Here is a 25,229-nt window from a genome sequence, read left to right as displayed (position 1 = left end):
TCGGCCTTTGGCACCTTTGTGTCCCAAAAACCGTGACGATCTGTCCACGAGTCGGTACGGGGACCATCCGCCAGCCAATCGGAAGCACGGGAAGAGATGTCGGCACCGAATAAGTCGTACGACCCTGTAGAGGTCGAGGCGTTGAAACCGGAAGAGATCGAGCGCATGCGGGACGAGGCGCTCGCCGCCTTCGCCACCGCGGACTCCCTCGACGCGCTCCAGGAGGCCAAGGTCGCCCACACCGGCGGCACCTCCCCGCTGGCGCTGGCCAACCGCGAGATCGGCGCCCTGCCGCCGCACGCCAAGGCCGCCGCCGGCAAGCTGGTCGGCCAGGCCCGCGGCGCGGTCAACAAGGGCCTCGCCGCCCGCCAGGCGGAGCTGGAGGCCGAGCGCGACCAGCGGGTGCTGGTCGAGGAGGCCGTGGACGTCACGCTGCCGTACGACCGCGTACCGGCCGGCGCCCGCCACCCGCTCACCACCCTGTCCGAGCGCATCGAGGACATCTTCGTGGCCATGGGCTACGAGGTCGCCGAGGGCCCGCAGGTCGAGGCCGAGTGGTTCAATTTCGACGCGCTGAACATCGGCCCGGACCACCCCGCGCGCGGCGAGGCGGACACCTTCTTCGTGCAGGGCCCTGACGGCGGTACCGAGTCCGGTGTCGTGCTGCGCACCCACACCTCGCCCGTGCAGATCCGTTCCCTGCTCGACCGCGAGCTGCCGGTCTACGTGATCTGTCCCGGCCGCGTGTACCGCACCGACGAGCTGGACGCCACGCACACCCCCGTCTTCCACCAGGTCGAGCTGCTCGCCGTGGACGAGGGTCTGACCATGGCCGACCTCAAGGGCACCCTGGACCACATGGTCCAGTCGCTGTTCGGCGAGGGCATGAAGACCCGGCTGCGCCCGAACTTCTTCCCGTTCACCGAGCCGTCCGCCGAGATGGACATGGTGTGCTACGTCTGCCGCGGCGAGTCCGTCGGCAACCCCGACCGCCCCTGCCGTACCTGCTCCTCCGAGGGCTGGATCGAGCTCGGCGGCTGCGGGATGGTCAACCCCAAGGTGCTCACCGCCTGTGGCGTGGACCCGGAGAAGTACAGCGGCTTCGCCTTCGGGTTCGGCATCGAGCGGATGCTGATGTTCCGCCACAACGTCGAAGACATGCGAGACATGGTCGAGGGTGACGTCCGGTTCACCCGGCCGTTCGGGATGGAGATCTGATGCGGGTCCCGCTTTCTTGGCTGCGGGAGTACGTCGACCTGCCGGCGACCGAAACCGGCCGTGACGTCCAGGCCAAGCTCATTTCGGCCGGTCTCGAGGTCGAGAGCGTCGAGCACCTCGGTGCCGACCTCAAGGGCCCGCTCGTCGTCGGCCAGGTGCTGACCATCGAGGAGCTGACGGAGTTCAAGAAGCCGATCCGCTTCTGCACCGTCGACGTCGGCCAGGCCAACGGCACCGGCGAGCCCCAGGAACTCATCTGCGGCGCCCGCAACTTCCAGGTCGGCGACAAGGTCGTGGTCGTACTCCCCGGCGCCGTGCTGCCCGGCGGCTTCGCGATCGCCGCGCGCAAGACCTACGGCCGTGTCTCGCACGGCATGATCTGCTCCACCAGCGAGCTGGGCATGGGCGACGACGGCACCCACGGCATCATCGTGCTGCCGCCGGAGACCGAGGTCGGCAAGGACGCCATCGAGCTCCTTGAGCTGGTCGACGAGGTCCTGGACATCGCCGTCACCGCCAACCGTGGCGACTGTCTGTCCATCCGCGGCGTCGCCCGCGAGACCGCCATCGGCTACGGCCTCCCGCTGCGCGACCCGGCCCTGCTCGACGTCCCCGGCCCGAACGCCTTCGGCTACCCGGTGCAGGTCTCCGACCCGATCGGCTGCGACCGCTTCACCGCCCGCACGGTGACCGGCCTCAGCCCCGAGGCGCGCTCCCCGATCTGGCTGCAGCGCCGTCTGCAGAAGGTCGGCATGCGCCCGATCTCGCTCGCCGTCGACGTCACCAACTACGTGATGATGGAGCTCGGCCAGCCGCTGCACGCCTACGACCGCAACCTGGTCCAGGGCACGATCGGTGTGCGTCGGGCCGCGGAGGGCGAGAAGCTCGTCACCCTGGACGGTGTCGAGCGCAAGCTGCACTCCGAGGACCTGGTCATCACCGACGAGCGCGGCCCCATCGGCCTCGCGGGCGTCATGGGCGGCGCCAACACGGAGATCGCCGACCACGAGGACGTGGAGAACGCCACGACCGAGGTCGTCATCGAGGCCGCCCACTTCGACCAGGTCGCGATCGCCCGTACGGCCCGCCGTCACAAGCTCTCCTCGGAGGCGTCCCGCCGCTTCGAGCGCGGCGTCGACCCGGCTGCGGCTGCCGCGGCGGCCCAGCGGACGGTGGATCTGCTGGTCCTGCTGGCGGGCGGTACTGCGGAGGCCGGTGTCACCGAGGTCGTCACGCCGTCCGGGCCGCACACCATCACCACCCCGGCCGACCACCCGGACAAGGTGGCGGGCGTCGTGTACGGCCGCGAGACCGTCGTACGGCGGCTGCAGCAGATCGGCTGCGACGTGTACGGGCAGGACGAGCTGATCGTCACCGTGCCGTCCTGGCGTCCCGACCTGCTGGAGCCGAACGACCTGGCCGAAGAGGTCATCCGCCTGGAGGGCTACGAGAACCTGCCCTCCACGCTGCCCAAGCCGCCGTCCGGACGTGGCCTGACCCACCGCCAGCGGCTGCACCGGCGGGTCGGTCGCGCGCTGGCCGGCGCGGGCTACGTCGAGGCGCCGAACTACCCCTTCGTCAGCGAGCAGGTCTTCGACCAGCTGGGCCTCGCGGCCGACGACCCGGCCCGCCGCGTCGTCAAGCTGGTCAACCCGCTCAACGACGAGGAGCCCGCGCTTCGTACGTCGCTGCTGCCCGGTCTGCTCGGCGCGCTGCGCCGCAACGACGGGCGGGGCTCGCACGACCTGGCTCTGTTCGAGACGGGCCTGGTCTTCCAGCCGCGTGCGGAGCAGCCCGTCGCCGGGCACCTGCCGGTCGACCGCCGCCCTACCGGCGAGGAGATCGCCGCGCTGAACGCCGTGCTGCCCGAGCAGCCGCGGCACGTCGCCGTCGTCCTCGCCGGTGCGCGTGAGCAGGCCGGCTGGTGGGGCGGTGGCCGTCCGGCCGCATGGGCCGACGCGGTCGAGGCGGCGCGTGCCGTGGCGCGGGAAGCCGGGGCCGAGCTGATCGTGCGGACCGGGCAGTACGGGCCTTGGCACCCGGGGCGGTGCGCCGAGCTGGCGATCACCGTCGACGGCGCCGAGCGGGTCGTCGGTCACGCCGGTGAGCTGCACCCGAGGGTGCTCAAGGCGCTGGGGTTGCCCGCGCGCACCTGTGCCATGGAGCTGGACCTGGACGCCCTGGAACAGGTCGGTGACGGTACGCCTCAGGCGCCGAGCATCTCCACGTTCCCGGTGGCCACGCAGGATGTCGCCCTCGTGGTGGACAAGCCGGTGCCGGCGGCGGAGGTCGAGGCCGCGCTGCGTGACGGGGCGGGTGAACTCCTCGAAGCCATCCGGCTGTTCGACGTCTACGTCAATGACGAGCAGCTCGGTGACGGGAAGAAGTCGCTGGCGTACGCGTTGCGCTTCCGCGCGGGGGACCGGACGCTGACCGTCGACGAGGCTTCGGCGGCCAGGGACGCGGCGGTTGCCCTTGCCGGGGAGCGTACGGGAGCTGTTCTCAGGGGCTAGCGGTCGGAGCCGCACATCGGCACAGTCCCGCGCCCCTCAGGGCGTTGTAGTCACCTCACTCAATAGGGTGACTTCTCTGGGTGATCTGGTACTTCCGGGTCATCCCTCGACAGAATCGGACCGGCCTTTCGGGGTCGGTCCGTTCTGCGTTGTCAGGGCCTATTGGGGGGCCATCGGCATGTTCCGCATCAAGGGTCGGGTTCCCCGCAAGGTGCTCGCGTGGGGGTTGCCCACCGGCTGGGGCGCGATGGCGATCACGTACAAGCTGGCCTGCCCGCTCGCCCAGGAGGACAGCCTGGGCGCCCGCCTCGTCACCAGTGCCGTCTTCTTCGCCGTGGGCACGGGGTTGATCGTGCATGTCAGGCGGGCGCTGTTGCGTGAGCTCCGGCAAGTGCGCAAGGTCGCCGGTGCCGCGCAGAACGCGCTGCTCCGGCCGCTGCCTTCGCGCATCGACGGGCTGAACGTCGCCGCCGCCCAGCTCTCCGCGGATCGCAGTGCCTGTGTCGGCGGTGACCTGTACGAGGTCATCGCCACCGAGCACGGCGTACGAGTGGTGATGGGCGACGTACGCGGCCATGGCATCGCCGCCATCGGCACGGTCGCCGCGGTCCTCGGCAGCTTCCGCGAGGCCGTCCACGACGAACCCGACCTCGGCCGGGTCCTGCGCAGACTGGACCGGGCCCTGGCCCGGCACCTGCGCGAGCGGTCGCGCGACGACCCGGTCGCCGAGGAGTTCGTCACCGTACTGCTGCTGGAGATCGGCCGGAACGGCGAGATCTCCGCCCTCAACTGCGGTCACCCCTGGCCGTATCTGCTGACCGGCACGACCGTGGAACCCCTCGCCGACACCGACCCCCTCCCGCCCCTCGGCCCGTTCCCGCTCCCGGCCGAACTGACCCCGCTGCCCTGCGGCTCTCTCCTGCCCGGCGACTCGCTCGTCCTGTACACGGACGGTGTCGAGGACGCGAGGGACCCGAGAGGCCGGTTCTTTCCCCTGCGGACGGCGCTCCTCGAAGCCGTACGCCACCACTCGATCACCCCGCAGACGATCCTGCGCACCCTGTTCACGGCCGTCCTCCGCCACACAAGGGGAAGGCAGGCGGACGACATCGCGCTACTGGTGCTGGGCAACGACAGAACCCACGTCCAGTGCAGCGCACCCATAGGGGCGCGAGGAGCCACGCACAACCCGTAGTCGACACACCACCTTTGACGCAATGGCGACGAGTCGCCATCCGCCCAGCCACGGAGTGTCGGGCAGGCAGCTGGGCGGACGGCGCGGAAGCGGGCCGCCGCACTGTACGAGGGGGAGCCGGCGGCCCGGCCGGCCTCTTGCGAGGCATTTCAGTCAACCGGTTGGAAACTCTCCGCAACAGCGCGCGCACGCTGCGGATTCGCGCACTCCGTTCACACCCCGTGTGAAGGCGTTCGCACTACTCTGACGGCACCGAGCCATCCGGGGGGCATACATGCAGCCCAACACCTTGCTCGACGCGATCCTGGACGAGGCGGGGATCTCGCACGCGGGGCTGGCCGCACACGTGAACCAGGCAGGAAGAGCGCGCGGGCTCGCGCTCAGATACGAACACACCGCCGTCGCACGGTGGTTGAAGGGGCAGCGGCCGCGCGGCCAGGTGCCCGACCTGATCTGCGAGGTGCTCGCCACCCGGCTGCACCGTACGGTCACGCTCGACGACATCGGCCTCGGCGTGCCCGGCGACGCGTCGGTCGCGCACACCACCTCGCTGTCCGGCTTCGTGGAGCGGGCCACCGCGCTGTGGCGCTCCGACGAGCAGCAGCGGCCGCACATCCTGGGCGCGCCCGCGGTCACGGGAACGCCGGCCGTCATGCCAGTGTGGGAGTGGGAGAACCCGCCCGAGGACGTGGACGTGTCGCGCGGCGGCCGGCATCGGGTCACCTCCGGCGACATCGAGATGCTGCGTGCCGCGCGCACCCACTACGAGCAGATGTACCGGAAGGCGGGCGGCATAGCGACCCGCACCCGGATCGTCGGATTCCTCAACGCCGAAGCAGCCCCGCTGCTGCGCGGCAGCTACACCGATGCCACGGGGCGTCAACTGCACCGGGCCACGGGCGGGTTGGTGGCGGTCGCCGGGATCTGCGCGTACGACTCCGACGCGCACGGGCTCGCCCAGCGCTACTTCCACCAGGCGCTGCGGCTCGCGAAGGCCAGTGGGGACCGGGGGTTGGGCGCGTATGTGATCGCCCTTCTCGTCAACCAGGCGCTGTTCATGCGGGAGTTCCGCCAGGCCGTCGCCTTCGCGGAGGCCGCGCTGCGGGCCGCCGGCAAGCACATCACCCCGGCGCTCGCCTCCGACCTGTACGCGATGCAGGCGAAGGCGTACGCCCACCTCGGCGACGGCACGAGTGCCCTGTCCTGCATCCGGCGTGCCGAGCAGGCCGCCGAACGCATCCGCCGCGGATACGAACCCGACGAAACGGGCTATGTCCAGCCCGGACTCGTCAACGTCCAGGTGGCGGAGGCGCTGCTCAGCCTCGGGGAGCTGGCCGCAGCGGGGGAGCACGCCGCGGCCGCCGTCGACAATCCCGCCCATGACCGCGGCCGGGTGCACCGGCTCGCCATGCTCAGCACGATCGAGCTGCGCCAGGGCCATGCCGACAAGGCGGTGGCCACCGCCGTGCAGATGGCCGAGCAGGCCCGGGGAATGGAGTCCCAGCGCCTGCGCGACAGACTCCGGGCGGTACGCGAATACCTGGTGCGAAGCGGTTGCGCGGGCACCTCCGAGGCCGCCGAACTCATCGACGGAGCACTGCGCGTACCGCTTTAGGTCGCCGCAAGCCGGTACTCGAACACCGACACCGCATAGTCCCTGCTGCGATATTGCCACTTACTCGACGGAAGGTGGCAGAACCGTGCAGTGGACGAAACAGAACGAACAAACTGTGTATGAAAACCGCTGGTTCACCGTCAACCTGGCAGACGTGGAGCTGCCGGACGGCAGGCACCTGGACCACTTCCTCATACGGCTGCGGCCGGTCGCCGTGGCCACGGTGGTCAACGAGGCCAATGAAGTCCTCCTCCTGTGGCGCCACCGTTTCATCACCGACAGCTGGGGGTGGGAGCTCGCGGCCGGCGTCGTCGAGGACGGCGAGGACATCGTCCGCGCGGCCGCCAGGGAACTCGAGGAGGAGACCGGCTGGCGGCCGGGACCCCTGCACCACCTCATGAGCGTGGAGCCCTCCAACGGGCTCACCGACGCCCGGCACCACATCTACTGGGCCGACGAGGGCGAGTATGTCGGGCATCCCGTGGACGACTTCGAGTCGGACCGCCGGGAGTGGGTCCCGCTCAAGCTCGTCCCCGACATGGTCGCCCGTGGGGAGGTCCCGGCCGCCAACATGGCGGCCGCGTTACTTCTGCTGCACCATCTCAGGCTCGGGCAGGACGTCCTGCCCTGAAGTGGCGTCCCGGATCTAATGCCCGACGGCCTGCCAGATCGCCACGACGAGAGCACCCACGGCGGTGAGGGCGGCGACCGCGGGCAGCGGCCAGCGCGCGTGTTCCAGTGTGTGGATCCGGGTGTTCAGCTCGTCGATTTCCTTGGCGGTCTCCTCGGTGCGGTGGGTGAGCAGAGCCAGCCCGCCCTCCACGCGGGCGTAGGCGACGTCCAGACGACGTCGTAACTCTGCGAGTTCTCCAGACACGACCGGATGCTCGGGATCGACGGTCACGAGTCCGCTCCTTTCCGTAGTGGTCTCTCATCCCTTGCATGCGCAAGGAAAGTGAACTCGCCTGGTGGACGCCTGGGGAGAGTGTGCGAGGGGCATATGCGAGCCCGGAGCGCACACGGTGTGTGAATGGCGCGGGCCCGGCACCTTCTCGGTGCCGGGCCCGTGTACTTGGCCGGAATCTGACGGTCTGTAATCAGCCGTAGGTGTAGAAGCCCGATCCGGTCTTGCGGCCGAGCCGGCCCGCGTCGACCATGCGCTGCAGCAGCGGGGGAGCGGCGTACAGCGGCTCCTTGAACTCGTCGTACATGCTCTGTGCCACCGAGGCGACCGTGTCCAGGCCGATGAGGTCGGAGAGCTTCAGCGGGCCCATCGGGTGGGCGCAGCCCATCTCCATGCCGTTGTCGATGTCCTCGCGGCTGGCGATGCCCGTCTCGAACATCCGGATCGCGGAGAGGAGGTAAGGGATCAGCAGCGCGTTCACCACGAAGCCGGAGCGGTCCTGGGCGCGGATGGCGTGCTTCCCGAGCAGCTTCTCGGCGAACTGCTGGGCACGGGCCAGCGTGCCCTCGGAGGTGGTGAGCGCCGGGATCAGCTCGACGAGCTGCTGCACCGGGGCCGGGTTGAAGAAGTGGATGCCGACCACCTGGTCGGGGCGCGAGGTGGCGACCGCCAGCTTCACCAGCGGGATCGAGGAGGTGTTGGAGGCCAGGATCGCGTCCGGGCGGGTCACGACCTGGTCGAGCACCTGGAAGATCTCGGTCTTCACCTGCTCGTTCTCCACGACGGCCTCGATCACCAGGTCACGGTCGGCGAACTCGCCCAGATCCGTGGTGAAGGACAGCCGCGCCTGCGTGGCGTCCCGCTCCTCCTCGCTGATCTTGCCGCGCTCGGCAGCCTTGGTCAGGGAAGTGAACAGTCGGGTACGGCCGATCTCCAGGGCCTCGCCGGTGGTCTCGGCGACCATCACGTCCAGCCCGGCGCGGGCGCAGACCTCGGCGATGCCCGCTCCCATCTGGCCGCAGCCCACCACACCGACGCGTGCAATATCTCCGGAGATGCCGGTCACATCGACCCCTTCGCTGGTCCACGAATGCGGCAGGACCGCCGTTGTTCGGCGCCTGCTCCAAACCTGCACGTTACCTTCGGCGAAGCATGATCGATCGTTCGGGTGCCTCATGAAAGGCTGACGCGGGGCGCGATCCGCAGAGCACGGATCTGTCACGGGGTGGGCCCTTGACCACGGCACACGGAGGTAGGAAGAAGATGCTGCACCGCAAGTCGCGGATGTCACGTCGGGCGTTCGCGGTGACCACCCTGTCGGCGCTCGTGGCGGGAGGCGGCGCGGTGGCGGCCGGTTCCGCCATGGCGGGCGGAACGACGAAGCCGGCCCGGCGCCGGGCGACCCGCGAGATGCGCGGTGTGTGGGTGGCGACCGTGGCGAACCGGGACTGGCCCTCCAAGCCGGGGCTGAGCGCCGACGAACAGTGCGCCGAGCTGATCGCTCACCTGGACGCGGCGGTGGAAAGCCGCCTGAACACGGTCATCCTCCAGGTACGGCCGACGGCCGATGCCCTGTGGCCCTCGCCGTACGAGCCGTGGTCGCAGGTACTCACCGGGACTCAGGGCGAGGACCCCGGCTGGGACCCGCTCGGCACGGCCGTCGAGGAGGCTCACGCCCGTGGTCTGCAGGTGCACGCCTGGTTCAATCCGTACCGCATCGCCAACCACACCGACCCCACCAGGCTGGCCGAATCCCACCCCGCCCGCCGGCACCCGGACTGGGTGGTGACGTACGGCGGCAAGCTCTACTACAACCCGGGGCTGCCCGAGGTCCGTGCCTTCGTGCAGAAGGCGATGCTCGACGCGGTGAAGAGGTACCCGGTCGACGCGGTCCACTTCGACGACTACTTCTACCCGTACCCGGTGGCGGGCCAGACCTTCGACGACAACGACGCCTACGACCGCTACGGCGGCGGCTTCGCGACCCGGGCCGAGTGGCGGCGGGACAACATCGACCAGCTGGTCCAGGAGATGGCGGCCGGCATCAGGAAGATCCGGCCCAGCACGGAGTTCGGCATCAGCCCGTTCGGCGTGTGGCGCAACGCCGCCACCGACCCCCTCGGCTCCGACTCACGGGCGGGCGTGCAGACGTACGACGACCTTTACGCGGACACCCGCAAGTGGGTGCGCGAGGGGTGGATCGACTACATCTGCCCGCAGCTGTACTGGAACATCGACTTCGCGGCCGCCGACTACGCGAAGCTCGTGCCCTGGTGGGCGGAGGTGGCGCGCGGCAGCCGGACGAGGCTGTACCTAGGCGAGGCGCTGTACAAGGCCGGCGATCCGGCGCAGCCCGCGGCCTGGCAGGACAAGGCCGAGCTGTCCCGGCATCTCACCCTGGCCAAGGACCACGTGGAGGCGCGCGGGCACGTCTTCTTCGCCGCGAAGGACGTGGCGACGGACCGGATCGGGGCGATGGCACGGGTGGTCGCCGACCACTACGGGCGGCCGGCGATTCCGCCGCGCTGATCTGCTCGATCTGCTCGCCGAGCTACTTCATCGTGTCCCTGTGACGGATCTCGGCGTCGGGGCCGGGGGAGCACAGGCCCTCGTGCCCGTCCTCGAAACGGACGCGGTACGGGGGGTTGCCCTCCTGGCCCAGGATTTCGACGATCTCGCCGACCTTGTCTTGTTGCCCGACCACCCTGCCGTGCTGGACAAGCTGGTCGCCCACGATTGCATGCATCTGGTTGGGCCTCCTCACGAGGAGCGGGAGCAGCGGTCCGTGGCCTTGAGTCTACGGCGTGGAGCGGTGGTTGGAAGTGGGTCGTCAGGGCCCGCTCAGCCACGCGCGCGCTGGGTCACGGCGATGCACACGAGCACCGCCGCGGCCGTCAGCGGGGCGGCCACTGTCAGGTGCTCGCCCAGCAGCAGCACCGACCACACCAGTGTGAGCAGGGGTTGGGCCAACTGCAACTGGCTGGCCTTCGGGATGCCGATCGCCGCCATGCCCCGGTACCAGACGACCAGGCCGAGGAACTGCGAGCCCGCCGCGAGCCACAGCAGTCCGGTCACGCCGTGCCAGGTCAGGTGGACGGGTTCGTACGACAGCGCCAGTACGGCGGCCGGCACGCTCAGCGGCAGACACAGCACCAGCGCCCAGCCGATCACCTGCCAGCCCGGCATGATCCGGGCCAGCCGGCCGCCCTCGGTGTAGCCGGCCGCGCACACCAGCAGCGCCGCGAACAGGTACAGATCGGCGGTGGTCAGGGCGCCGCCGCTCTGCTGCACGGTGAAGGCGACCACGGCGGCCGCGCCCGCGAACGCCGCCGTCCAGAAGGTGCGGGAGGGGCGGGTGCCGACGCGCAGGGCGGAGAACAGGGCGGTGGTGAGCGGGAGCAGCCCGACCACGACGGCGGCGTGCGCGGTGGTCGACGTCTGCAGCGCCAGCGTGGTGAGGAGGGGGAAGCCGACGACCACTCCGGCGGCCACCACCGCGAGGCCCGCCCAGCGGCGGCGGGCGGGGAGCGGCACGCGCAGGGCGAGCAGACAGCCGCCCGCGATCAGCCCGGCCAGCACACTGCGCACGGCGACCAGGGACCAGGCGCCGAAACCCTCCAGGCCCCAGGCGGTGGCGGGGAAGGTGAGGGAGAAGGCCGCGACGCCGAGGGCGGCCTGGAGGGTGCCACGGAGGTTTGTCCTGGCGGGGGTGACCGGAGCGGCCGGGGTGGTGACTGCTATCGCACTCGGGGTGGTAGCGCTATTCTCTATTCCCATGCAAGAGCGTAGCAGTGTCGGTGAACTGGCGAATCAGCTGCGACGAGAGCTGGACCGCTACTCTCCAGGTGGAAAGCTCCCGTCGAGCCGAGCCCTCGTCGAACGGTTCCGGGTGAGCCCGGTGACCGTCTCCCGTGCCCTCGGGCAGCTGGCCGCCGAGGGCTTGGTGGTCACCCGGCCCGGCGCCGGAGCCTTCCGCGCCGAGCCGCACGCGCGGTCCGCTTCCGTCGGGGACACCTCCTGGCAGGAGGTGGCGCTCAGCGCGGACGCCGCCACGGAGCTCGTGCCGCGCTCGGTGGACGCCTCCGGGGTGCTGGTCTCGCTCTCCGCTCCGCCGCCCGGCGTGATCGAGTTCAACGGCGGTTATCTGCACCAGTCGTTGCAGCCGGAGCGGGCGATGTCCGCCGCGCTGTCCCGGGCCGGCCGTCGCCCCGGTGCGTGGGGGAGGCCGCCCATGGAGGGGCTGTCGGAGCTGCGGGAGTGGTTCGCGCGCGGCATCGGCGGGCCGGGCGGCGCCGTCACGGCCGCCGAGGTGCTGATCGCCGCGGGCGGTCAGTCGGCCCTGACGACCGCGCTGCGGGCACTCGCTCCGCCGGGCGCACCGGTGCTGGTCGAGTCGCCCACCTACCCGGGCATGCTGGCGATCGCCCGCGCGGCCGGTCTGCGCCCGGTCCCCGTCCCGGTCGACGCGGACGGTGTGCGGCCGTCCCTGCTCGCCGACGCCTTCCGGGCGACCGGCGCCCGCGTGTTCGTCTGTCAGCCGCTGTTCCAGAACCCGACCGGCGCGATGCTCGCCCCCGACCGGCGCGGCGAGGTGCTGCGCATCGCGCGCGAGGCCGGTGCCTTCGTCGTGGAGGACGACTTCGTACGGCGGCTGGTGCACGAGGACGCGGGACCCCTGCCGCGTCCGCTGGCCGCCGACGATCCCGACGGTGTCGTCGTCCATGTCTCCTCCCTGACCAAGGCGACCTCCCCGAGCTTCCGGCTGAGTGCGCTCGCGGCCCATGGTCCGGTGCTGGAGCGGCTGCGCGCCATCCAGGTCGTCGACACCTTCTTCGTGCCCCGGCCCCTACAGGAGGCCGCACTCGAACTCGTGGGCTCGCCCGCCTGGCCGCGTCATCTGCGGGCGATCTCCGCCGAGTTGAAGACGCGGCGCGACGCGATGACGTCCGCCCTGCGCCTCGGCCTCCCCGAACTCGCCCTCCCGCACATCCCCTCCGGCGGCTATCACCTGTGGCTCCGCCTGCCCGACGGAACCGACGAGTCCGCCCTGACCCTCGCCGCCCTGCGCGCGGGCGTCGCGATCACGCCCGGCCGTCCGTACTTCAGCGCGGAACCTCCGGCCGGGCATCTGCGGTTGAGCTTCGCGGCGGTGGCGGGGGTGGGGGAGATCACGGAGGGGGTACGGCGGCTGCGGGCGGCCTGTGACGAGGTGCTCTAGCCGCGGGGCACCGGCGCGATACCGCAGGTGAACCTGGCGGACGCGAAGATCTCCGGGGTCAGACGTATGCCGGTGATGCGGTGGGCCAGGGCGAAGGCGGCCTCGGTGTGGCCGGTGTGGTACCGGTCGTCACCGTCGCTCAGGTCGAAGCCCGACTCCCGCATCTCCATGAGGAGTTCGTCGGGGTGGCTGCCGTCGCGGGCGTGGGCGAAGAGCGGCTCGAAATGCAGGCGTGTGTCGCCGTCCTCGAACCAGTAGAAGTGATCCACCGCGTTGACGTTGCGGAAGTGGGAGACCACTGTGCGGCCGCGCGAGACGGGGAGCATGGCCTTCGCCCGGATGCCGAGGTAGCCGTTGAACTCGACCATCAGCGACCAGTCGTCGACGGCGGTGACACCGACGAACAGCATCTCGCCGTCGTGGTCGTCCCACTCGTCGTAACTCGGCTCGACCAACGCGTCGACGCCGGTGAGGCCAGGCTTCGGCGCGGCCTTCAACTCCGTCAGGAGAGCCTCGGGGGCGAGTCCGCGCACCAGCGTGACGCAGTAGGCCTCCGTCAGGTGCGGGTACCGCGTTTCCAGCCACGCATAGTCTGCCGCAGTCGTCGTCCCAGTCATGCCCGCAGCATCGCACCCGCCACTGACAACGCCCCGCCGGCCGGGGAAAACTGCTCGACGCCGCCGCCCTCGCCCTGCGAGCCTCGCCGCATGACCGACACCCCGCCCCTCGCCGACGGCTACGAGATCTCGACCGACCCCCACCGCATCGACGCCGAGCGCGTGCATCGGTGGCTGTCCACGGACGCGTACTGGGCGATCGGGCGGGCGCGGGAGAAGCAGGACCGGGCGATCGAGGGTTCGCTGAACTTCGGGGTGTACGAGACGGTTTCGGGGGAGCAGGTGGCGTATGCCCGGGTCGTCACCGACCGGGTGACCTTCGCGTGGCTGTGCGATGTGTACGTCAACCCGTCGGCGCGGGGCAAGGGGATCGGCACGGCGCTCGTCGGGGCCGTACGCGAGCACCTGCGGCCGTACGGGTTGAAGCGGATGCTGCTCGCCACGCACGACGCGCACGGCGTCTACGAGAAGCTCGGATTCGCGCCGCTGGAGAAGCCGGGCCAATGGATGGCCCTCTGTTTCTAGTTGCCGGGCGGCAGCGCTCCTCCCTTCCTCCAGCAGCTGTACTTGAATGTCCAACAGCCGATTTCCAGCGACTTGTCCGCCTGATCCTTACCCCGCAGTAAGGTTTCGTCCACCCTCGGTGACGCCTGCACAATGCCTCTTGACCTGCGCACTTTCGCGACACACCATCGCCGCATGTCGCTTCGGGTCACGTTCGTCGCCGCCGCGCGCAGCTCCCCGCTGCTCGCGGAGCGCTTCGAGGACGACCGGCCGCTGGACCAGGCCGGCTGGGACGAGGTGCAGCGCGTCGCGCGCGATCTGCTGCCGCTGGCGGCGGCCGAGCTGCGCTACTGCTCGCCGACCCCGCGCAGCCGCGCCACCGGCGACGCCCTCGGCTATGCCCCGCTGGTGCAACTCGCCCTGCGCGACTGTGACATGGGCCGCTGGCGCGGGCTCACGCTCGGCGAGGCGATGGCCCGGGAGCCGGAGGCGGTGGACGCCTGGCTGGCCGACCCGCGCGGCACACCGCACGGCGGCGAGTCGCTGCTCGCGTTCATCGGCCGCGTCGGCAGCTGGCTGGACACCCGGCCCGTGGAGGACGGCGGCCGTGTCGTCGCCGTGGCCGAACCGTCAGTGATCCGCGCCGCCCTGGTATACGCGCTGAAGGCGCCGCCCGCGACGTACTGGAACATCGACGTACGCCCTCTGTCGACGACCACCGTGACCGGCCGCGCGGGCCGCTGGTACCTCCGCTTCGACGGGGCGCCGGCTCAGCCCTCGCGGGCGTAGTCGGTGGTGAGGACGAGGTTCTTGGCGGGGCCGCGCACCCGCCACACCGTCCGCCAGTGGTCCTCGTCGAGGACGGTGAACTCGCCCCGGTAGAGGTCCGCCGAGCACGGGTGATCGGCGATGTGCCGGCCGGACGTCAGGTCCAGGTCGTGGAAGGGGCGCCCGTCGGCGAACCGTACGTCCGCCGTGCCGCGCGCGGCGCCCGGCAGGAAACGCAGCGTCCGCTCGGCGGGTCGGGGCACGCCCTGCCAGACGAACGTGCCGGACTCCTGGTGCAGCAGCCCGCCGCCCTCTAGTGGGCCGAAAGCCGTAGTGCCGGAGAACTCCCCGTCCGCCCCGGCCGCCCCGCTCGCGAGGTCCCGTACGGACCGCTCGGCCCGCCAACTCCCGGCCAGATACGTCAGTACATCCGGTACTGGCCAGAACTCGCCCATCCGTCCCTCTCTTCCGGCGCTTTCGACACTTTCGATTTCGTCCGACCCGTTGACGCTCTTGCGTCCCCTCCCTATCTTGCCGTTCGAAGTGTTGATCAACGTCTGATATTTCGAACATCGAGCCGCGGAGTATCCATGCCACGCACGCGCACCCGTTGGAGACTGGGTCTGACGGCGACCGCCTTCCTGGTGGCCGCCGGTCTCGTCCCGGCGCCCGCCCACGCCGAGGACGTCACCGACTACGCGATCACCGTCGACCCCGCCACCAAGGGCGCGAAGATCGACGACACGATGTACGGGGTCTTCTTCGAGGACATCAACCGGGCCGCGGACGGCGGTCTGTACGCCGAGCTCGTGCAGAACCGGTCCTTCGAGTACTCCACCGCCGACAACGGCTCCTACACGCCCCTGACCTCCTGGACGGTCGGCGGCACGGCCCAGGTCGTCAACGACGCAGGCCGGCTCAATGAGCGCAACCGCAACTACCTCTCCCTGGGCGCCGGTTCGTCCGTCACGAACGCCGGGTACAACACCGGTATCCGGGTCGAGCAGGGCAAGAAGTACGACTTCTCCGTGTGGGCCCGCGCCGAGAGCGGCACCACGCTCACCGTCTCACTGAAGGACGCCGCCGGCACGCTGGCCACCGCCCGCCAGGTCGCCGTGCGGGGCGGCTGGGCCAAGTACAAGGCCACCTTCACCGCGACCCGCACCAGCAACCGCGGCCGACTCGCCGTGACCTCGGCCGCCGCCGCCGCGCTCGACGAGGTGTCGCTGTTCCCGCGCGACACCTACAAGAACGAGCCGAACGGCCTGCGCAAGGACCTCGCCGAGAAGATAGCCGCCCTGAAGCCGGGCTTCGTGCGCTTCCCCGGTGGCTGCCTGGTCAACACCGGCTCCATGGAGGACTACAGCGAGGCCTCGAACTGGCAGCGCAAACGCAGCTACCAGTGGAAGGACACCGTCGGTCCGGTCGAGGAGCGCGCCACCAACGCCAACTTCTGGGGCTACAACCAGAGTTACGGCCTCGGCTACTACGAGTACTTCCGCCTCTCCGAGGACATCGGCGCCATGCCGCTGCCCGTCGTCCCCGCCCTGGTCACCGGCTGCGGCCAGAACAAGGCCACCGACAACGACGCGCTGCTGGGGCGGCACATCCAGGACACCCTCGACCTCATCGAGTTCGCCAATGGCCCGGCGACCTCCACGTGGGGCAAGGTCCGCGCGCAGATGGGCCACCCCAAGCCCTTCCATCTGACCCACATCGAGGTCGGCAACGAGGAGAACCTCCCGAAGGAGTTCTTCGTCCGCTTCCAGCAGTTCCGGACCGCCATCGAGGCCAAGTACCCGGACATCACCGTCATCTCCAACTCGGGTCCGGACGACGCCGGCACGACCTTCGACACCGCCTGGCAGCTCAACCGCGAGGCCGAGGTCGACATGGTCGACGAGCACTACTACAACAGCCCGAACTGGTTCCTCCAGAACAACGACCGCTACGACTCCTACGACCGCGGCGGCCCCAAGGTCTTCCTCGGCGAGTACGCCTCCCAGGGCAACGCCTGGAAGAACGGTCTCTCCGAAGCCGCGTTCATGACCGGCCTGGAGCGCAACGCGGACGTCGTCAAGCTCGCCTCGTACGCCCCGCTGCTCGCCAACGAGGACTACGTCCAATGGCGGCCGGACATGATCTGGTTCAACAACCGGGCCTCCTGGAACTCCGCCAACTACGAGGTCCAGAAGCTGTTCATGACCAACGTCGGCGACCGCGTGGTCCCCTCGAAGGCCACCACCACGCCGAACGTCAGCGGCCCCATCACCGGCGCCGTCGGCCTGTCCACGTGGGCGACCAGCGCCGCCTACGACGACGTGAAGGTCACCTCGGCGGACGGTTCGACGCTGCTCGGCGACGACTTCTCCGGTGACGCCTCGAAGTGGACGCACAGCGGCGCGGGCAGCTGGAGCATCCAGGACGGGCAGTACGTCCAGACCGACGCGGCCGCCGAGAACACCCTGGTCACGGCGGGCGACCCGGCCTGGAAGGACTACGACCTCCATGTGAAGGCCACCAAGAAGTCCGGCAAGGAGGGCTTCCTCGTCGCCTTCGGTGTCAAGGACACCGGCAACTACTACTGGTGGAACCTGGGCGGCTGGAACAACACCCAGTCCGCGATCGAGCAGGCCGTGGACGGCGGCAAGGGCACCCTGATGACGAAGCCCGGGTCGATCGAGACGGGCCGCGCCTACGACATCGACATCAAGGTGCGCGGCCGTCAGGTGACTCTCTTCCTCGACGGCAAGGAGTGGGGGAGCTTCAGCGACGACAAGCCGGCCGAGCCGTTCCGCCAGGTCGTCACCAAGGACGCGAAGACCGGTGACCTGATCGTCAAGGTCGTCAACGCCCAGTCGGCCGAGGCCCGCACGGCCATCGACCTCGGCGGCGCGAAGGTCGACTCCACGGCCCGCGTGACCACGCTGGCCGCCGACCAGGACGCGGTGAACACCGAGACGGACACGCCGGTGACCCCGGTGAGCTCCACCCTCCGGGGCGTGACCGACAAGTTCACGTACACCTTCCCGGCGAACTCCGTCACCTTCCTGCGGATCAAGCAGCGGTAACGGCAGCCGGTGGGCCGCTGCCCGCGGGCAGCGCCCACCGTGATCCCCCGGCACGTGCCCGGGGACACCGGCTCAGGACGCGGAACTCGCTGGGCTCACACCCCCCTGCAGACATCTTTCGTCGAGGAAGTCGACGATGTGCCCGAACACGTCGAAGGCGGCACCGCGGCCGATGAAGGGGTCGACGTGGCCGTAGCCCGGAATCTCGACGTAACGAACGTCGAGGTCCGGGTAGCGGCTGGACAGGACGTCGTAGCAGAGCTCGTTCGAATCCTGGAAGGTCTTGTTGTCGCTGCCGGCGAGCAGCAGGACGGGGCAGTCGATGCGGTCGGCGCTGTCCAGGGCGTTCTCCGGCAGCCGGCCGTAGCCCTGGTCGCCCGTGTTCCAGGGCATCGCCGTGTGGGCCAGTTCCATGCGCCGCAGGTGCGGCCCTATCCAGGTGGGCGCGGAACCGAACAGTTCGGCGAGCCGACTGTGGGTTCTCTCGTGCAGGTTCTCGTGGACGTAGAGTGACGCGCCGGTACCCCAAGCGGAGTTGTGCAGGATATGGCAGGTGGGGTCGTCGCACTCGCCCGCCGAGAGGGAAGCCAGCGCGAACATCGGCGTGTAGCGCGAGCGGAAGCCCACCTTGGTGAAGTCGACCGGGAGATGGGTCCAGCGGGAGCGGCCCCACTCCCCGCCGAGGTGGCCGAGCACGCGGGACCTCCCGGAGTACTTCGGCGTCATGAACACCCCCTGGGCCACCACTCCGGCGAGGCCCGGCACCAGGCCGCCCGTCATGCTCAAGGACAGCGACAGTGCTCCGAGGCAGTGGGCGACCACGAACAGTTGGCGCCCGCCGATCCGGCCGCGGATGTACGACACCGCATCCGGGATGTCGTAGAGCGCCACGTCGTCGAAGGTGTAGCGGACGCGGCCCTCGTTGTACGGCAGGCGGCAACTGCCCCGCCAGTCCAGCAGCCACGGTTCGTAGCCCGCGTCGAGCAGGACGTCCACGAGATTGCGGGTCTCGGGCAGGACGAACATGTCAGCCGAAGCCGTCAGACCGTGCAGGAGCAGGACCACGGGACGGTCGTTGCCGTACTGACCGGCGGGGGAGTTGGCGCTCAGCCGGCACAGGCCGAGTTCCGTGCCGTCGGATGCGTGGAACGGGATCTCCTCAACGGTGACGCGGTCCAGCGGGGCGTAGAGCGGTCGTGGTGTCATCGAAGCTGTTTCCTGTCCTTTTCCCACTTCTTGAGCTTGGCCTGGTACCTGTCCTTGTCGCGGTCGACGGCGTCCGGACGCAGATCGAGCAGTTCGGCGCCGGCGCGCAGAGTGGGCTCCAGGAGACCCTGGCCCAGCTGGGCACTGAACCAGGCCAGCCAGGTGAGCTTGGCGATCCGCTGCTCCCGCATCGACAGCTCGGGATTGACCCGGATGCCGTCTATCTGCTCCCGCTTGTAGGACTTCTTGGGAACCTTCATCGTTCCGGCCAGGCTCGCCGGTTCGCCCTCGCGGCCGGCGCGGATGGTGAGAGTGCGCGCCTGCTGCATGTAGTCGAAGCGGGCCCGGGCCGTCTTCCAGCCCTCCAACCACCAGCCGTTTCCGTCGGAGTCGCGCAGGGCCAGGCGGTAACGCAGCAGGGGGTGGTCCAGGCCGTGGCGGTGCGGCACTCCCTCGTGGGGACGGACCCAGATCTCGCCGTCGTCCACGGTCAGCGGATCCGCGTGCAGCAGGGGACAGGAGACCTTGCCGCGTACGTCGATGGTGCGGTGCTGCACGAGTTGGTACATGCTGGCGATCGACAGAGTCAGCGCGAAGGCGCAGTGGGTGGTGGGCTTGGCGTCGACCGGACCCACCTTGCCGCGCATCGTCTCCCGGAACCACAGATGCGGTGGGTCGTCACGGCTGGGCAGGATCACCAGGCCGTCACGGGCCATGCGCTCGTAGCTCTTCAGCCGGGCCGGCGCGTCGTAGCGGACAGGTGGCGGCAGTTTGTGCCGGGCGACGCACGCCTCGGTACGATCCCCGGTCGCCATGGGGGCGGTGACGCTCGCCTCGACGATCTTCTGGCCGGCGGGGTTGCGCAGCACTCGCGCCATGAACTCCAGTTCGGGGATCTTGTCGGTCTCACAGCGTTCCAGAAAGTCCTTGAGCCAGACATCCCACGGCATCACCCGAACGTTCAGCCCACCGAGTTCCTGATCGCGGACCATCTCGGTGAGGGTGTCCGGCCGTCCCGTGAGGTGGTAGTTCTGGCCCCAGCCGCTCGGCTCGCAGATCACGGCGGTCGCGATGCGGCTCACCCAGTCCACCGGGGCGGAGTTCGAATAGTTGATCTTGGGTGCGACGCGGTAACGGGAGATGGCGGAAAAGAGGCCCGTGTTGATGTCGTGCGGGTTGTAGGCACCGGTGCGGGTGTGGCCGACGATGCCGCCAGGGCGCAGGAACGTGGCCTTCAGGCCACGGTCGCGGGCCCGCCTGAGCGCTGCCTCGGCCGCCCACTTCGACTTGTCGTAGCCCGCCGTCAGCCGGTCCACATGGGCCACAGGATCGTCCTCGCCCATGGAAGCGATGCCGATCTCGTTGAACACGGCGATCGACGAAATGTGGTGCAGCGGTTTGGGCCGTCCGGTCATCGCGAGTTCGGCGAGGGACAGTACGCCGAGGACATTGGTCCGGCGCAGCGACGGGTAGCCGCGCAGGAAGTCCACGGCCGCCGCCACGCTGACCACCGAGTCGAGTTCGTTGGCCTGCAGCTCCCACTGTTCGTCCGTCAGGCCGAGCCGGGGTTGGCGCAGGTCGCCGGGAAGGACCGTGACCCGGCGTCGGACCTCGGCCGACCAAGGGAGGGAGAAACCGGCGAGACCCTTGGCGAGGCGCTGTTCCGCTTCCTGCACGCTGTCCCCGCGCACCAGGCAGACGACATGTGCGTCGCTGTGCCGCAGCAGGTCGAACAGCATGTGCCCACCCAGGAAGCCGGTGGCACCGGTCAGCAGGACACGGCGGGGCGGGACCGGTTCCGGGTCACCGCACCAGGGAAGCTGGTCCGCACGTGCGAGGTCGGCCATGATGAGGGCGAGGTCCTCGGCATGGTCGTCCAGCGCGGGGAGCGTCTCGTCCGGGGCGACCGGGGCGACCGGGGCGACTGGCGCGACTGGCGCGACTGGGGCGACCGGGGCGGTCGGCGCGAGGTCGGTGCCCGGTGCTGCCGTCGTGGTGGCGGACGGTGCGGAGGCCGCCGGAAGCTCAGGGGCTCCGGTGGTCACCGGCCCCTCGGGCAGTGTGCGTCGCGCCGGACTGCCCAGCCACCGTTGAGCGAGCCGCCGGGGCCGGGCGTCGGCGAAGACGTCGTCCAGGCTGAGTCTGATGTTGAGGTCACGATCGAGCACGGCGACGAGCCGAACGGCGTCCACCGAGGTGGCACCGGCGTCGAAGAGATCGGTCTCGGCGTCGATCTCCTTGCCACCCAGCAACGCGGCCGCCTTCGAGACGATCGCCTTGGCGAGCTGTTCGAGACCCCAGGCCGGTGCGCCGTTGCCCGGGCCCTGCGGGTCGTTCGCGCCGTCCAGCGACTGCGGTTGCGGAGCCGGCTGCTGAAAACGGGCCAGCAGACCGGCGATGGCGGCGGCCCCGCGCGGACCGCTCTCGATCAGTTCTCCCTCGTACTGCCGGTCCACCTCGTGATTGCGGGCCGGTACGTCGCCACCCGGGTCGGGGCTGGGTTTCATGCGGTTGCCTCCACGGTTTCGTCTGTTGTGGTGTCCCACGAGCGGAAGTCCCGGAGCCGGTCCGCGGGGACCAGCGCCTCCAGGCGCGGTGCCTCCGGGTCCCCGTCGGCCAGGGCGGCCACCAGCCGCCGTACGGGAACATTGCGGGGGGTGCGCTCGGCGATCAGGCGCACGGCCGGGCAGCCCAAGGCTTCGGCCCGGTCCGCCAGCCAGCCGAGAACCTGTTCCTCGGCACCGCGGCCGAGCACCCGGCAGCTCATCATCCAGCCCAGTACCTCGAGCGTCTCGCCGTCGGGGCGGATCACGACGACGGCGATCTGCCCGTAGTCGCCGAACCGGTCCCGCGCCCGTACGGTCCACACCTCGCCGTCCTGTTGCCGGCGGGTCAGCTCCGCCTCGCTCACCGTCGAGGGGCGGAGATTGAACTGGCTGGTGCGCCGGGCCAGTTGGACGGAACGTTCCATCGTGTCGGCGCAAAGAGGCTGAAAGTCCATTTCCAGGTTCAGCCGCTCCAGGAAGTCGGCGAAGCTGGTCCGCGAACGTGCTTCCTCGCGCACCTTGTCCTGCCGGTAGAAGTCCGCCCGCGCGGCGTCCTCCTGTGTCGCCGCGCGCGGGGCGACCGGCCAGAGCCTGCTCAGGAAGTCCGGCAGGCCGTCTCCGGGCGGGCAGGTCACGCAGAGCACCTCGGGCAGAGCCGCCCTCATCCCGGCGATCTCAGCCGGGTTGTCGTCGAGGAACATGAACGTGTCCAGGCCCAGCCCGAGTTCCTCCGCGACCGCCTTGAGACGCACGGGCTTCGGTGTCCACCCGGCGGCGATCACACTGAAGTGCTCAGCGCGCAGCGGACTGTCGGGCCGGTCGAGTACGGCACGTACGGTGGCCTCGTCGTTGTTGGAGACCAGCACCAGCAGAACACCCGCGGCTCGCCACTGCAGCAGTCGGCGGGCGAGCTGGGCACGACCCCCCGTGAGCCCGACGTGCTCCGGCCCGTCCTCTCCCGCGATGCCCTCCCAGAGAGTCTCGTCACCGTCCACCGCGATCACCTTGGGCGGGGTACGGAGGGAGGCCTGCACCCGTTCTGCGAGGGCGAGCGCCAGCGCGGCCTGGAACTCCGTCCGGAACGGCAGGTGCGCCAGCGCGTCCGTCTCGGCGTCGAACGGGTCGGCGAAATCATCGCCGCTGAAGGTCTCCGGCCCCAGTACCGCGATGCCGGCCTGGTCCCGGAGCCGGGACCTCACCTGCTCCTCCCAGCCCCGGAGCCTGTCCTCGGCCGGGTGGGCGGGAAGAAAGCCGACGATCACCGGCCGCCCCGTGCGTTCGGCCAACGAGCGCAGGGCCGCCGGGTACTCCTCGCCCAGTTCGGCCAGCAACTCGTCGCTGACGTCGCCGAAACGCCCCAGGTCGGCGGCGCGCAGCAGGACAACGGCTGCTGCGGCCGACGGATCGGAGAGAACCCCGGACGGGTCGTGCAGGGCGGCCAGAACCTGGTGATACGGACCTTCGGCGACGGTGAGTCCGCTGCCCTCAAGCGCCAGACCGAGCAGCGTGGAGAGGTCACCCAGAGCGAAGGTGGCCGCCAGAGCGACCGAAGGGCGTGCCGACGCGCGCGACGCGGGTACGGCCGGCGGTTCTGGAGCGGGCACCGCCGTCCCGGTCTCCGTCGACGACGGCAGCACCGCCCCCGCCGTCCGACGTACCCGAAGAGCGCCCACCGTGCCCGTGCCGGCCGGGCCGGTCACCTCGGCGATCAGATCGAGGAAGTCCCGGCCGAACCCGGCGCAGCTGGAGCTGTCGAGGATGTCCAGGTTGTAGTCGAGCCGCATATGACCCAGATCCGGCGACACACTGATCATCAGATCGAGGTCGGAGTGGCCGGTGCCCGCCGGAAGCATCTCCAGCCCGGGCAGCTTCAGGCCGCGCGGCGGAAGGTAGTTGAAGTAGACCTCGACCAACGGCGCGTTCTCGCGGTACAACCCCTCCGCCACCAGCGTGGACATGGTGTCCGAGAAGGAAATGCCCTTCTCGAGATGCATGCCCAGACGCTCGTCGGTCCGGCGCAACACCTCGGCCACCGACTCGTCCGGGGCCGCCTCGGCGGGGAACGGGATCGGAACACCGAAGAACCCGACCGCGTCCAGCGCTTCCGCGTGCATCCGGGTGTCCACCGGAACCGCCAGCACGAACCGGCTGCGCTCCCGCAGACGCGCGATGAACATGGTCAGCGTCCCCAGCCAGAAGGCGGCCGGGGTGATCCCAAGCCGTCTCGCCTCGATTCCGACCCGCTCCGACAGCCCGGCGGGCACCTCCACCAGCTCGGTCGCCGCACGGTACGAGCGTGCCGCGGGCCGGGGCTTCGCCAGGGTCAGATCCAGCCTGCGGATCCCGGAGAACCACTCACGCGGCTGCGTCGCCGAGGCCTCCCGGCCGTCCGTCTCCTGCCGCGCCGGCTGTGCCCGCATCAGACCGTCGATATCGGCCAAGGAGGGAACGGACGACAGGTGCTCACCCGTGAGTTCCGCGCCGATCTCTGCCGCCACCAGCGCGAGTGACGACAGATCGGACACCGCGTGGTGCGCACCGTAGAGCAGTACCTGCTTCCCCGACGGGTACTCCAGCAGTTCGAACCGCCACAGCGGCGCCACGGCAAGGTCGAACGGCGGCTCCAACAGCTCGCCCAGTCGCCGGTCCACGTCCGTGTCCTCGTCGACGGGCGACCACCGCAGCAGCGTTGCGGGCAGGCTCTGCCCGACCTCCAGCTGGAGGCCGTACTCGGGGTCCGCGACGATAGCCGTCCGCAGGGCCGCGTGTCGGGCGGCGAGGTTGCTCAGCACCGCGGTCAGCCGTTCCCGGCTCACCGCAGTGGCGAGCTGCACGGCGGAGCCGATGTTGTGGGTGACTCCCGGCGTGCCCAACTGCTCCGTGCGCAATAGCCGTATGACGTCACGGGTCGCCGGGCATCGTACGGTTCCGTCGGCGCCCGGCACGACGAGCGGCTCGAAGCCTTCCTGGCGCGTGCCCCTCCCGGGCAGCAGCAGCTCCCCGGCCTCCGCGCCGGACCGGCCGTCGAGGATCCAGTCCACGACGTCCATGACACTCGCCCCGCCGAGCAGCTCCGCCACCGGCACTTCCCGTCCGAAGTCGGCCTCCACCAGACCTCGGGTACGCACGGCCGTCATGGAGTCCATACCGAGGTTGCTGAGCGGGGTGGAGACGTTCAGTCGGTCCGCCTCGAAGCCCAGCAGTTCCGCGACGTGGTGCCGTATCCGGTCCATCACCTGAGTCCGGGTGCCGGCATCCCCGGTCAGCGGGGCGCGCAGGCTCAGCTCCCGTGCCGTGGTGCGTTCGGCGTCGGTGGGCGCGGCGAGGTCGCTGGGCGGGGTGGGCGGCGGAGTTTTGGCCGCAGTGTCGGCTGCGGTCTCGGCCGCGCGGGCCTCCGCGGGTAGCTGGGGGGCTCGGCCGATCCAGTAGCTGCCCGGTTCGAACGCTGTCGGCGGGAGCGGTGCCATGCGGCGCGGCCCGGCGTGGAGGCTGTGCCAGGGCACTCGGACGCCGCGTACCCAGAGGGCGGCGAGTTCTTCCAGGGCGTGGTCTTCGGCGAGGCCGGTGAGGAAGGTTTTGCTGCGGGGGCCGGACAGGACGGAGGTCCAGGGGCCCGGGTCGTCGTCGGTGTTGCCTCGGTGGACGGGCACGGTGGCGGGTGTGCCGGCTATGTGTTCGGCGAGCGCCTGGGCCAGTTCGGCGCGGTCGGTGGCGATGAGGGCGAGTCGTTCGGTGAGGTGTTCGCGGCCGAGCTGGGTGGTGTAGGCGATGTCGGCGAGGGGCGTTGTGTGGTCGGCTTGGAGGAAGGTGTGCAGGCGTTGGGCGGCTGTGTGGAGGAGTTCGGGGGTTCGGGC

At 70.2% G+C, this 25,229-nt stretch carries 19 protein-coding genes; 10 read left to right on the top strand and 9 right to left on the bottom strand.

The window, feature by feature from the left end:
* Nucleotides 1-96 precede the first annotated feature (96 nt).
* The 5 genes from pheS (at nt 97) to AB5J49_RS09275 (ending at nt 7,172) form a co-directional block, all read left to right on the top strand.
* The gene (gene pheS / locus AB5J49_RS09295; protein WP_369168058.1) at nt 97-1,218 is read left to right on the top strand and encodes a phenylalanine--tRNA ligase subunit alpha; all 1,122 of its coding nucleotides are present in this window, start codon (nt 97-99) and stop codon (nt 1,216-1,218) included.
* Nucleotides 1,218-3,731, top strand: a complete 2,514-nt coding sequence (pheT, locus tag AB5J49_RS09290) for a phenylalanine--tRNA ligase subunit beta (protein ID WP_369168057.1) — start codon at nt 1,218-1,220, stop codon at nt 3,729-3,731. The genes pheS and pheT overlap by 1 nt, the downstream gene beginning before the upstream one ends.
* A gap of 178 nt (nt 3,732-3,909) precedes the next feature.
* Nucleotides 3,910-4,926 carry a PP2C family protein-serine/threonine phosphatase gene (locus AB5J49_RS09285; RefSeq protein WP_369168055.1) on the top strand — a complete coding sequence of 339 codons (1,017 nt, stop codon included), beginning with the start codon at nt 3,910-3,912 and terminating at the stop codon, nt 4,924-4,926.
* Between the two features lie 274 nt (nt 4,927-5,200).
* Nucleotides 5,201-6,541 (top strand): transcriptional regulator, encoded by a 1,341-nt coding sequence (locus AB5J49_RS09280; RefSeq protein WP_369168054.1) that lies wholly within the window; start codon nt 5,201-5,203, stop codon nt 6,539-6,541.
* A gap of 85 nt (nt 6,542-6,626) precedes the next feature.
* On the top strand, nt 6,627-7,172 hold the full coding sequence (locus AB5J49_RS09275; protein WP_030054968.1) for an NUDIX hydrolase: 546 nt from the start codon (nt 6,627-6,629) through the stop codon (nt 7,170-7,172).
* 15 nt (nt 7,173-7,187) lie between these two features.
* Here AB5J49_RS09275 and AB5J49_RS09270 read toward each other — a convergent pair whose 3' ends face one another.
* Nucleotides 7,188-7,445 (bottom strand): hypothetical protein, encoded by a 258-nt coding sequence (locus AB5J49_RS09270; protein ID WP_369168053.1) that lies wholly within the window; start codon nt 7,443-7,445, stop codon nt 7,188-7,190.
* A 193-nt stretch (nt 7,446-7,638) separates the two neighbouring features.
* Nucleotides 7,639-8,511 (bottom strand): 3-hydroxybutyryl-CoA dehydrogenase, encoded by an 873-nt coding sequence (locus AB5J49_RS09265; RefSeq protein WP_369168052.1) that lies wholly within the window; start codon nt 8,509-8,511, stop codon nt 7,639-7,641.
* 218 nt (nt 8,512-8,729) lie between these two features.
* Between AB5J49_RS09265 and AB5J49_RS09260 the strand changes: the two genes are divergently transcribed.
* Nucleotides 8,730-9,974, top strand: a complete 1,245-nt coding sequence (locus tag AB5J49_RS09260; protein ID WP_369175086.1) for a glycoside hydrolase family 10 protein — start codon at nt 8,730-8,732, stop codon at nt 9,972-9,974.
* Nucleotides 9,975-9,996: 22 nt separating this feature from the next.
* Here AB5J49_RS09260 and AB5J49_RS09255 read toward each other — a convergent pair whose 3' ends face one another.
* Together AB5J49_RS09255 and AB5J49_RS09250 are read right to left on the bottom strand one after the other, a co-directional pair.
* On the bottom strand, nt 9,997-10,191 hold the full coding sequence (locus AB5J49_RS09255; RefSeq protein ID WP_369168051.1) for a DUF1918 domain-containing protein: 195 nt from the start codon (nt 10,189-10,191) through the stop codon (nt 9,997-9,999).
* A gap of 95 nt (nt 10,192-10,286) precedes the next feature.
* Complete coding sequence (locus tag AB5J49_RS09250) at nt 10,287-11,222, bottom strand: DMT family transporter (protein WP_369168050.1); 936 nt, start codon at nt 11,220-11,222, stop codon at nt 10,287-10,289.
* Here AB5J49_RS09250 and AB5J49_RS09245 point away from each other — a divergent pair.
* Nucleotides 11,221-12,663: a PLP-dependent aminotransferase family protein gene (locus AB5J49_RS09245; protein WP_369168049.1), complete on the top strand. Its 1,443-nt coding sequence runs from the start codon at nt 11,221-11,223 to the stop codon at nt 12,661-12,663. The genes AB5J49_RS09250 and AB5J49_RS09245 overlap by 2 nt on opposite strands.
* Here AB5J49_RS09245 and AB5J49_RS09240 read toward each other — a convergent pair.
* Nucleotides 12,660-13,280, bottom strand: a complete 621-nt coding sequence (locus tag AB5J49_RS09240; RefSeq protein ID WP_369168047.1) for a DUF6461 domain-containing protein — start codon at nt 13,278-13,280, stop codon at nt 12,660-12,662. The genes AB5J49_RS09245 and AB5J49_RS09240 overlap by 4 nt on opposite strands.
* Before the next feature lie 90 nt (nt 13,281-13,370).
* Between AB5J49_RS09240 and AB5J49_RS09235 the strand changes: the two genes are divergently transcribed.
* Nucleotides 13,371-13,805 (top strand): GNAT family N-acetyltransferase, encoded by a 435-nt coding sequence (locus tag AB5J49_RS09235; protein WP_369168045.1) that lies wholly within the window; start codon nt 13,371-13,373, stop codon nt 13,803-13,805.
* A 174-nt stretch (nt 13,806-13,979) separates the two neighbouring features.
* On the top strand, nt 13,980-14,573 hold the full coding sequence (locus tag AB5J49_RS09230; protein ID WP_369168044.1) for a histidine phosphatase family protein: 594 nt from the start codon (nt 13,980-13,982) through the stop codon (nt 14,571-14,573).
* Here the strand turns inward: AB5J49_RS09230 and AB5J49_RS09225 are convergent.
* Nucleotides 14,555-15,007: a DUF6314 family protein gene (locus tag AB5J49_RS09225; protein WP_369168043.1), complete on the bottom strand. Its 453-nt coding sequence runs from the start codon at nt 15,005-15,007 to the stop codon at nt 14,555-14,557. The two genes, AB5J49_RS09230 and AB5J49_RS09225, sit on opposite strands and share 19 nt — an antisense overlap.
* Nucleotides 15,008-15,142: 135 nt before the next feature.
* Here AB5J49_RS09225 and AB5J49_RS09220 point away from each other — a divergent pair, with 135 nt between their 5' ends.
* A complete protein-coding gene (locus AB5J49_RS09220; protein WP_369168042.1) occupies nt 15,143-17,623 on the top strand; it encodes an alpha-L-arabinofuranosidase C-terminal domain-containing protein in 2,481 nt (826 codons plus the stop codon).
* A gap of 72 nt (nt 17,624-17,695) precedes the next feature.
* Here the strand turns inward: AB5J49_RS09220 and AB5J49_RS09215 are convergent, their stop codons facing one another.
* The 3 genes from AB5J49_RS09215 to AB5J49_RS09205 are packed head-to-tail and all read right to left on the bottom strand — an operon-like array spanning nt 17,696 to nt 24,608.
* A complete protein-coding gene (locus AB5J49_RS09215) occupies nt 17,696-18,829 on the bottom strand; it encodes an alpha/beta hydrolase (protein WP_369168041.1) in 1,134 nt (377 codons plus the stop codon).
* Nucleotides 18,826-21,336: a thioester reductase domain-containing protein gene (locus AB5J49_RS09210; protein WP_369168040.1), complete on the bottom strand. Its 2,511-nt coding sequence runs from the start codon at nt 21,334-21,336 to the stop codon at nt 18,826-18,828. The genes AB5J49_RS09215 and AB5J49_RS09210 overlap by 4 nt, the downstream gene beginning before the upstream one ends.
* Complete coding sequence (locus AB5J49_RS09205; protein WP_369168039.1) at nt 21,333-24,608, bottom strand: HAD-IIIC family phosphatase; 3,276 nt, start codon at nt 24,606-24,608, stop codon at nt 21,333-21,335. The genes AB5J49_RS09210 and AB5J49_RS09205 overlap by 4 nt, the downstream gene beginning before the upstream one ends.
* Nucleotides 24,609-25,229 lie beyond the last annotated feature (621 nt).

Origin of the sequence: Streptomyces sp. R28 (assembly GCF_041052385.1) — a bacterium.
In the GTDB taxonomy this organism is placed as follows: Bacteria; Actinomycetota; Actinomycetes; order Streptomycetales; family Streptomycetaceae; genus Streptomyces.
This window is presented reverse-complemented; position numbering and strand designations above follow the sequence as displayed.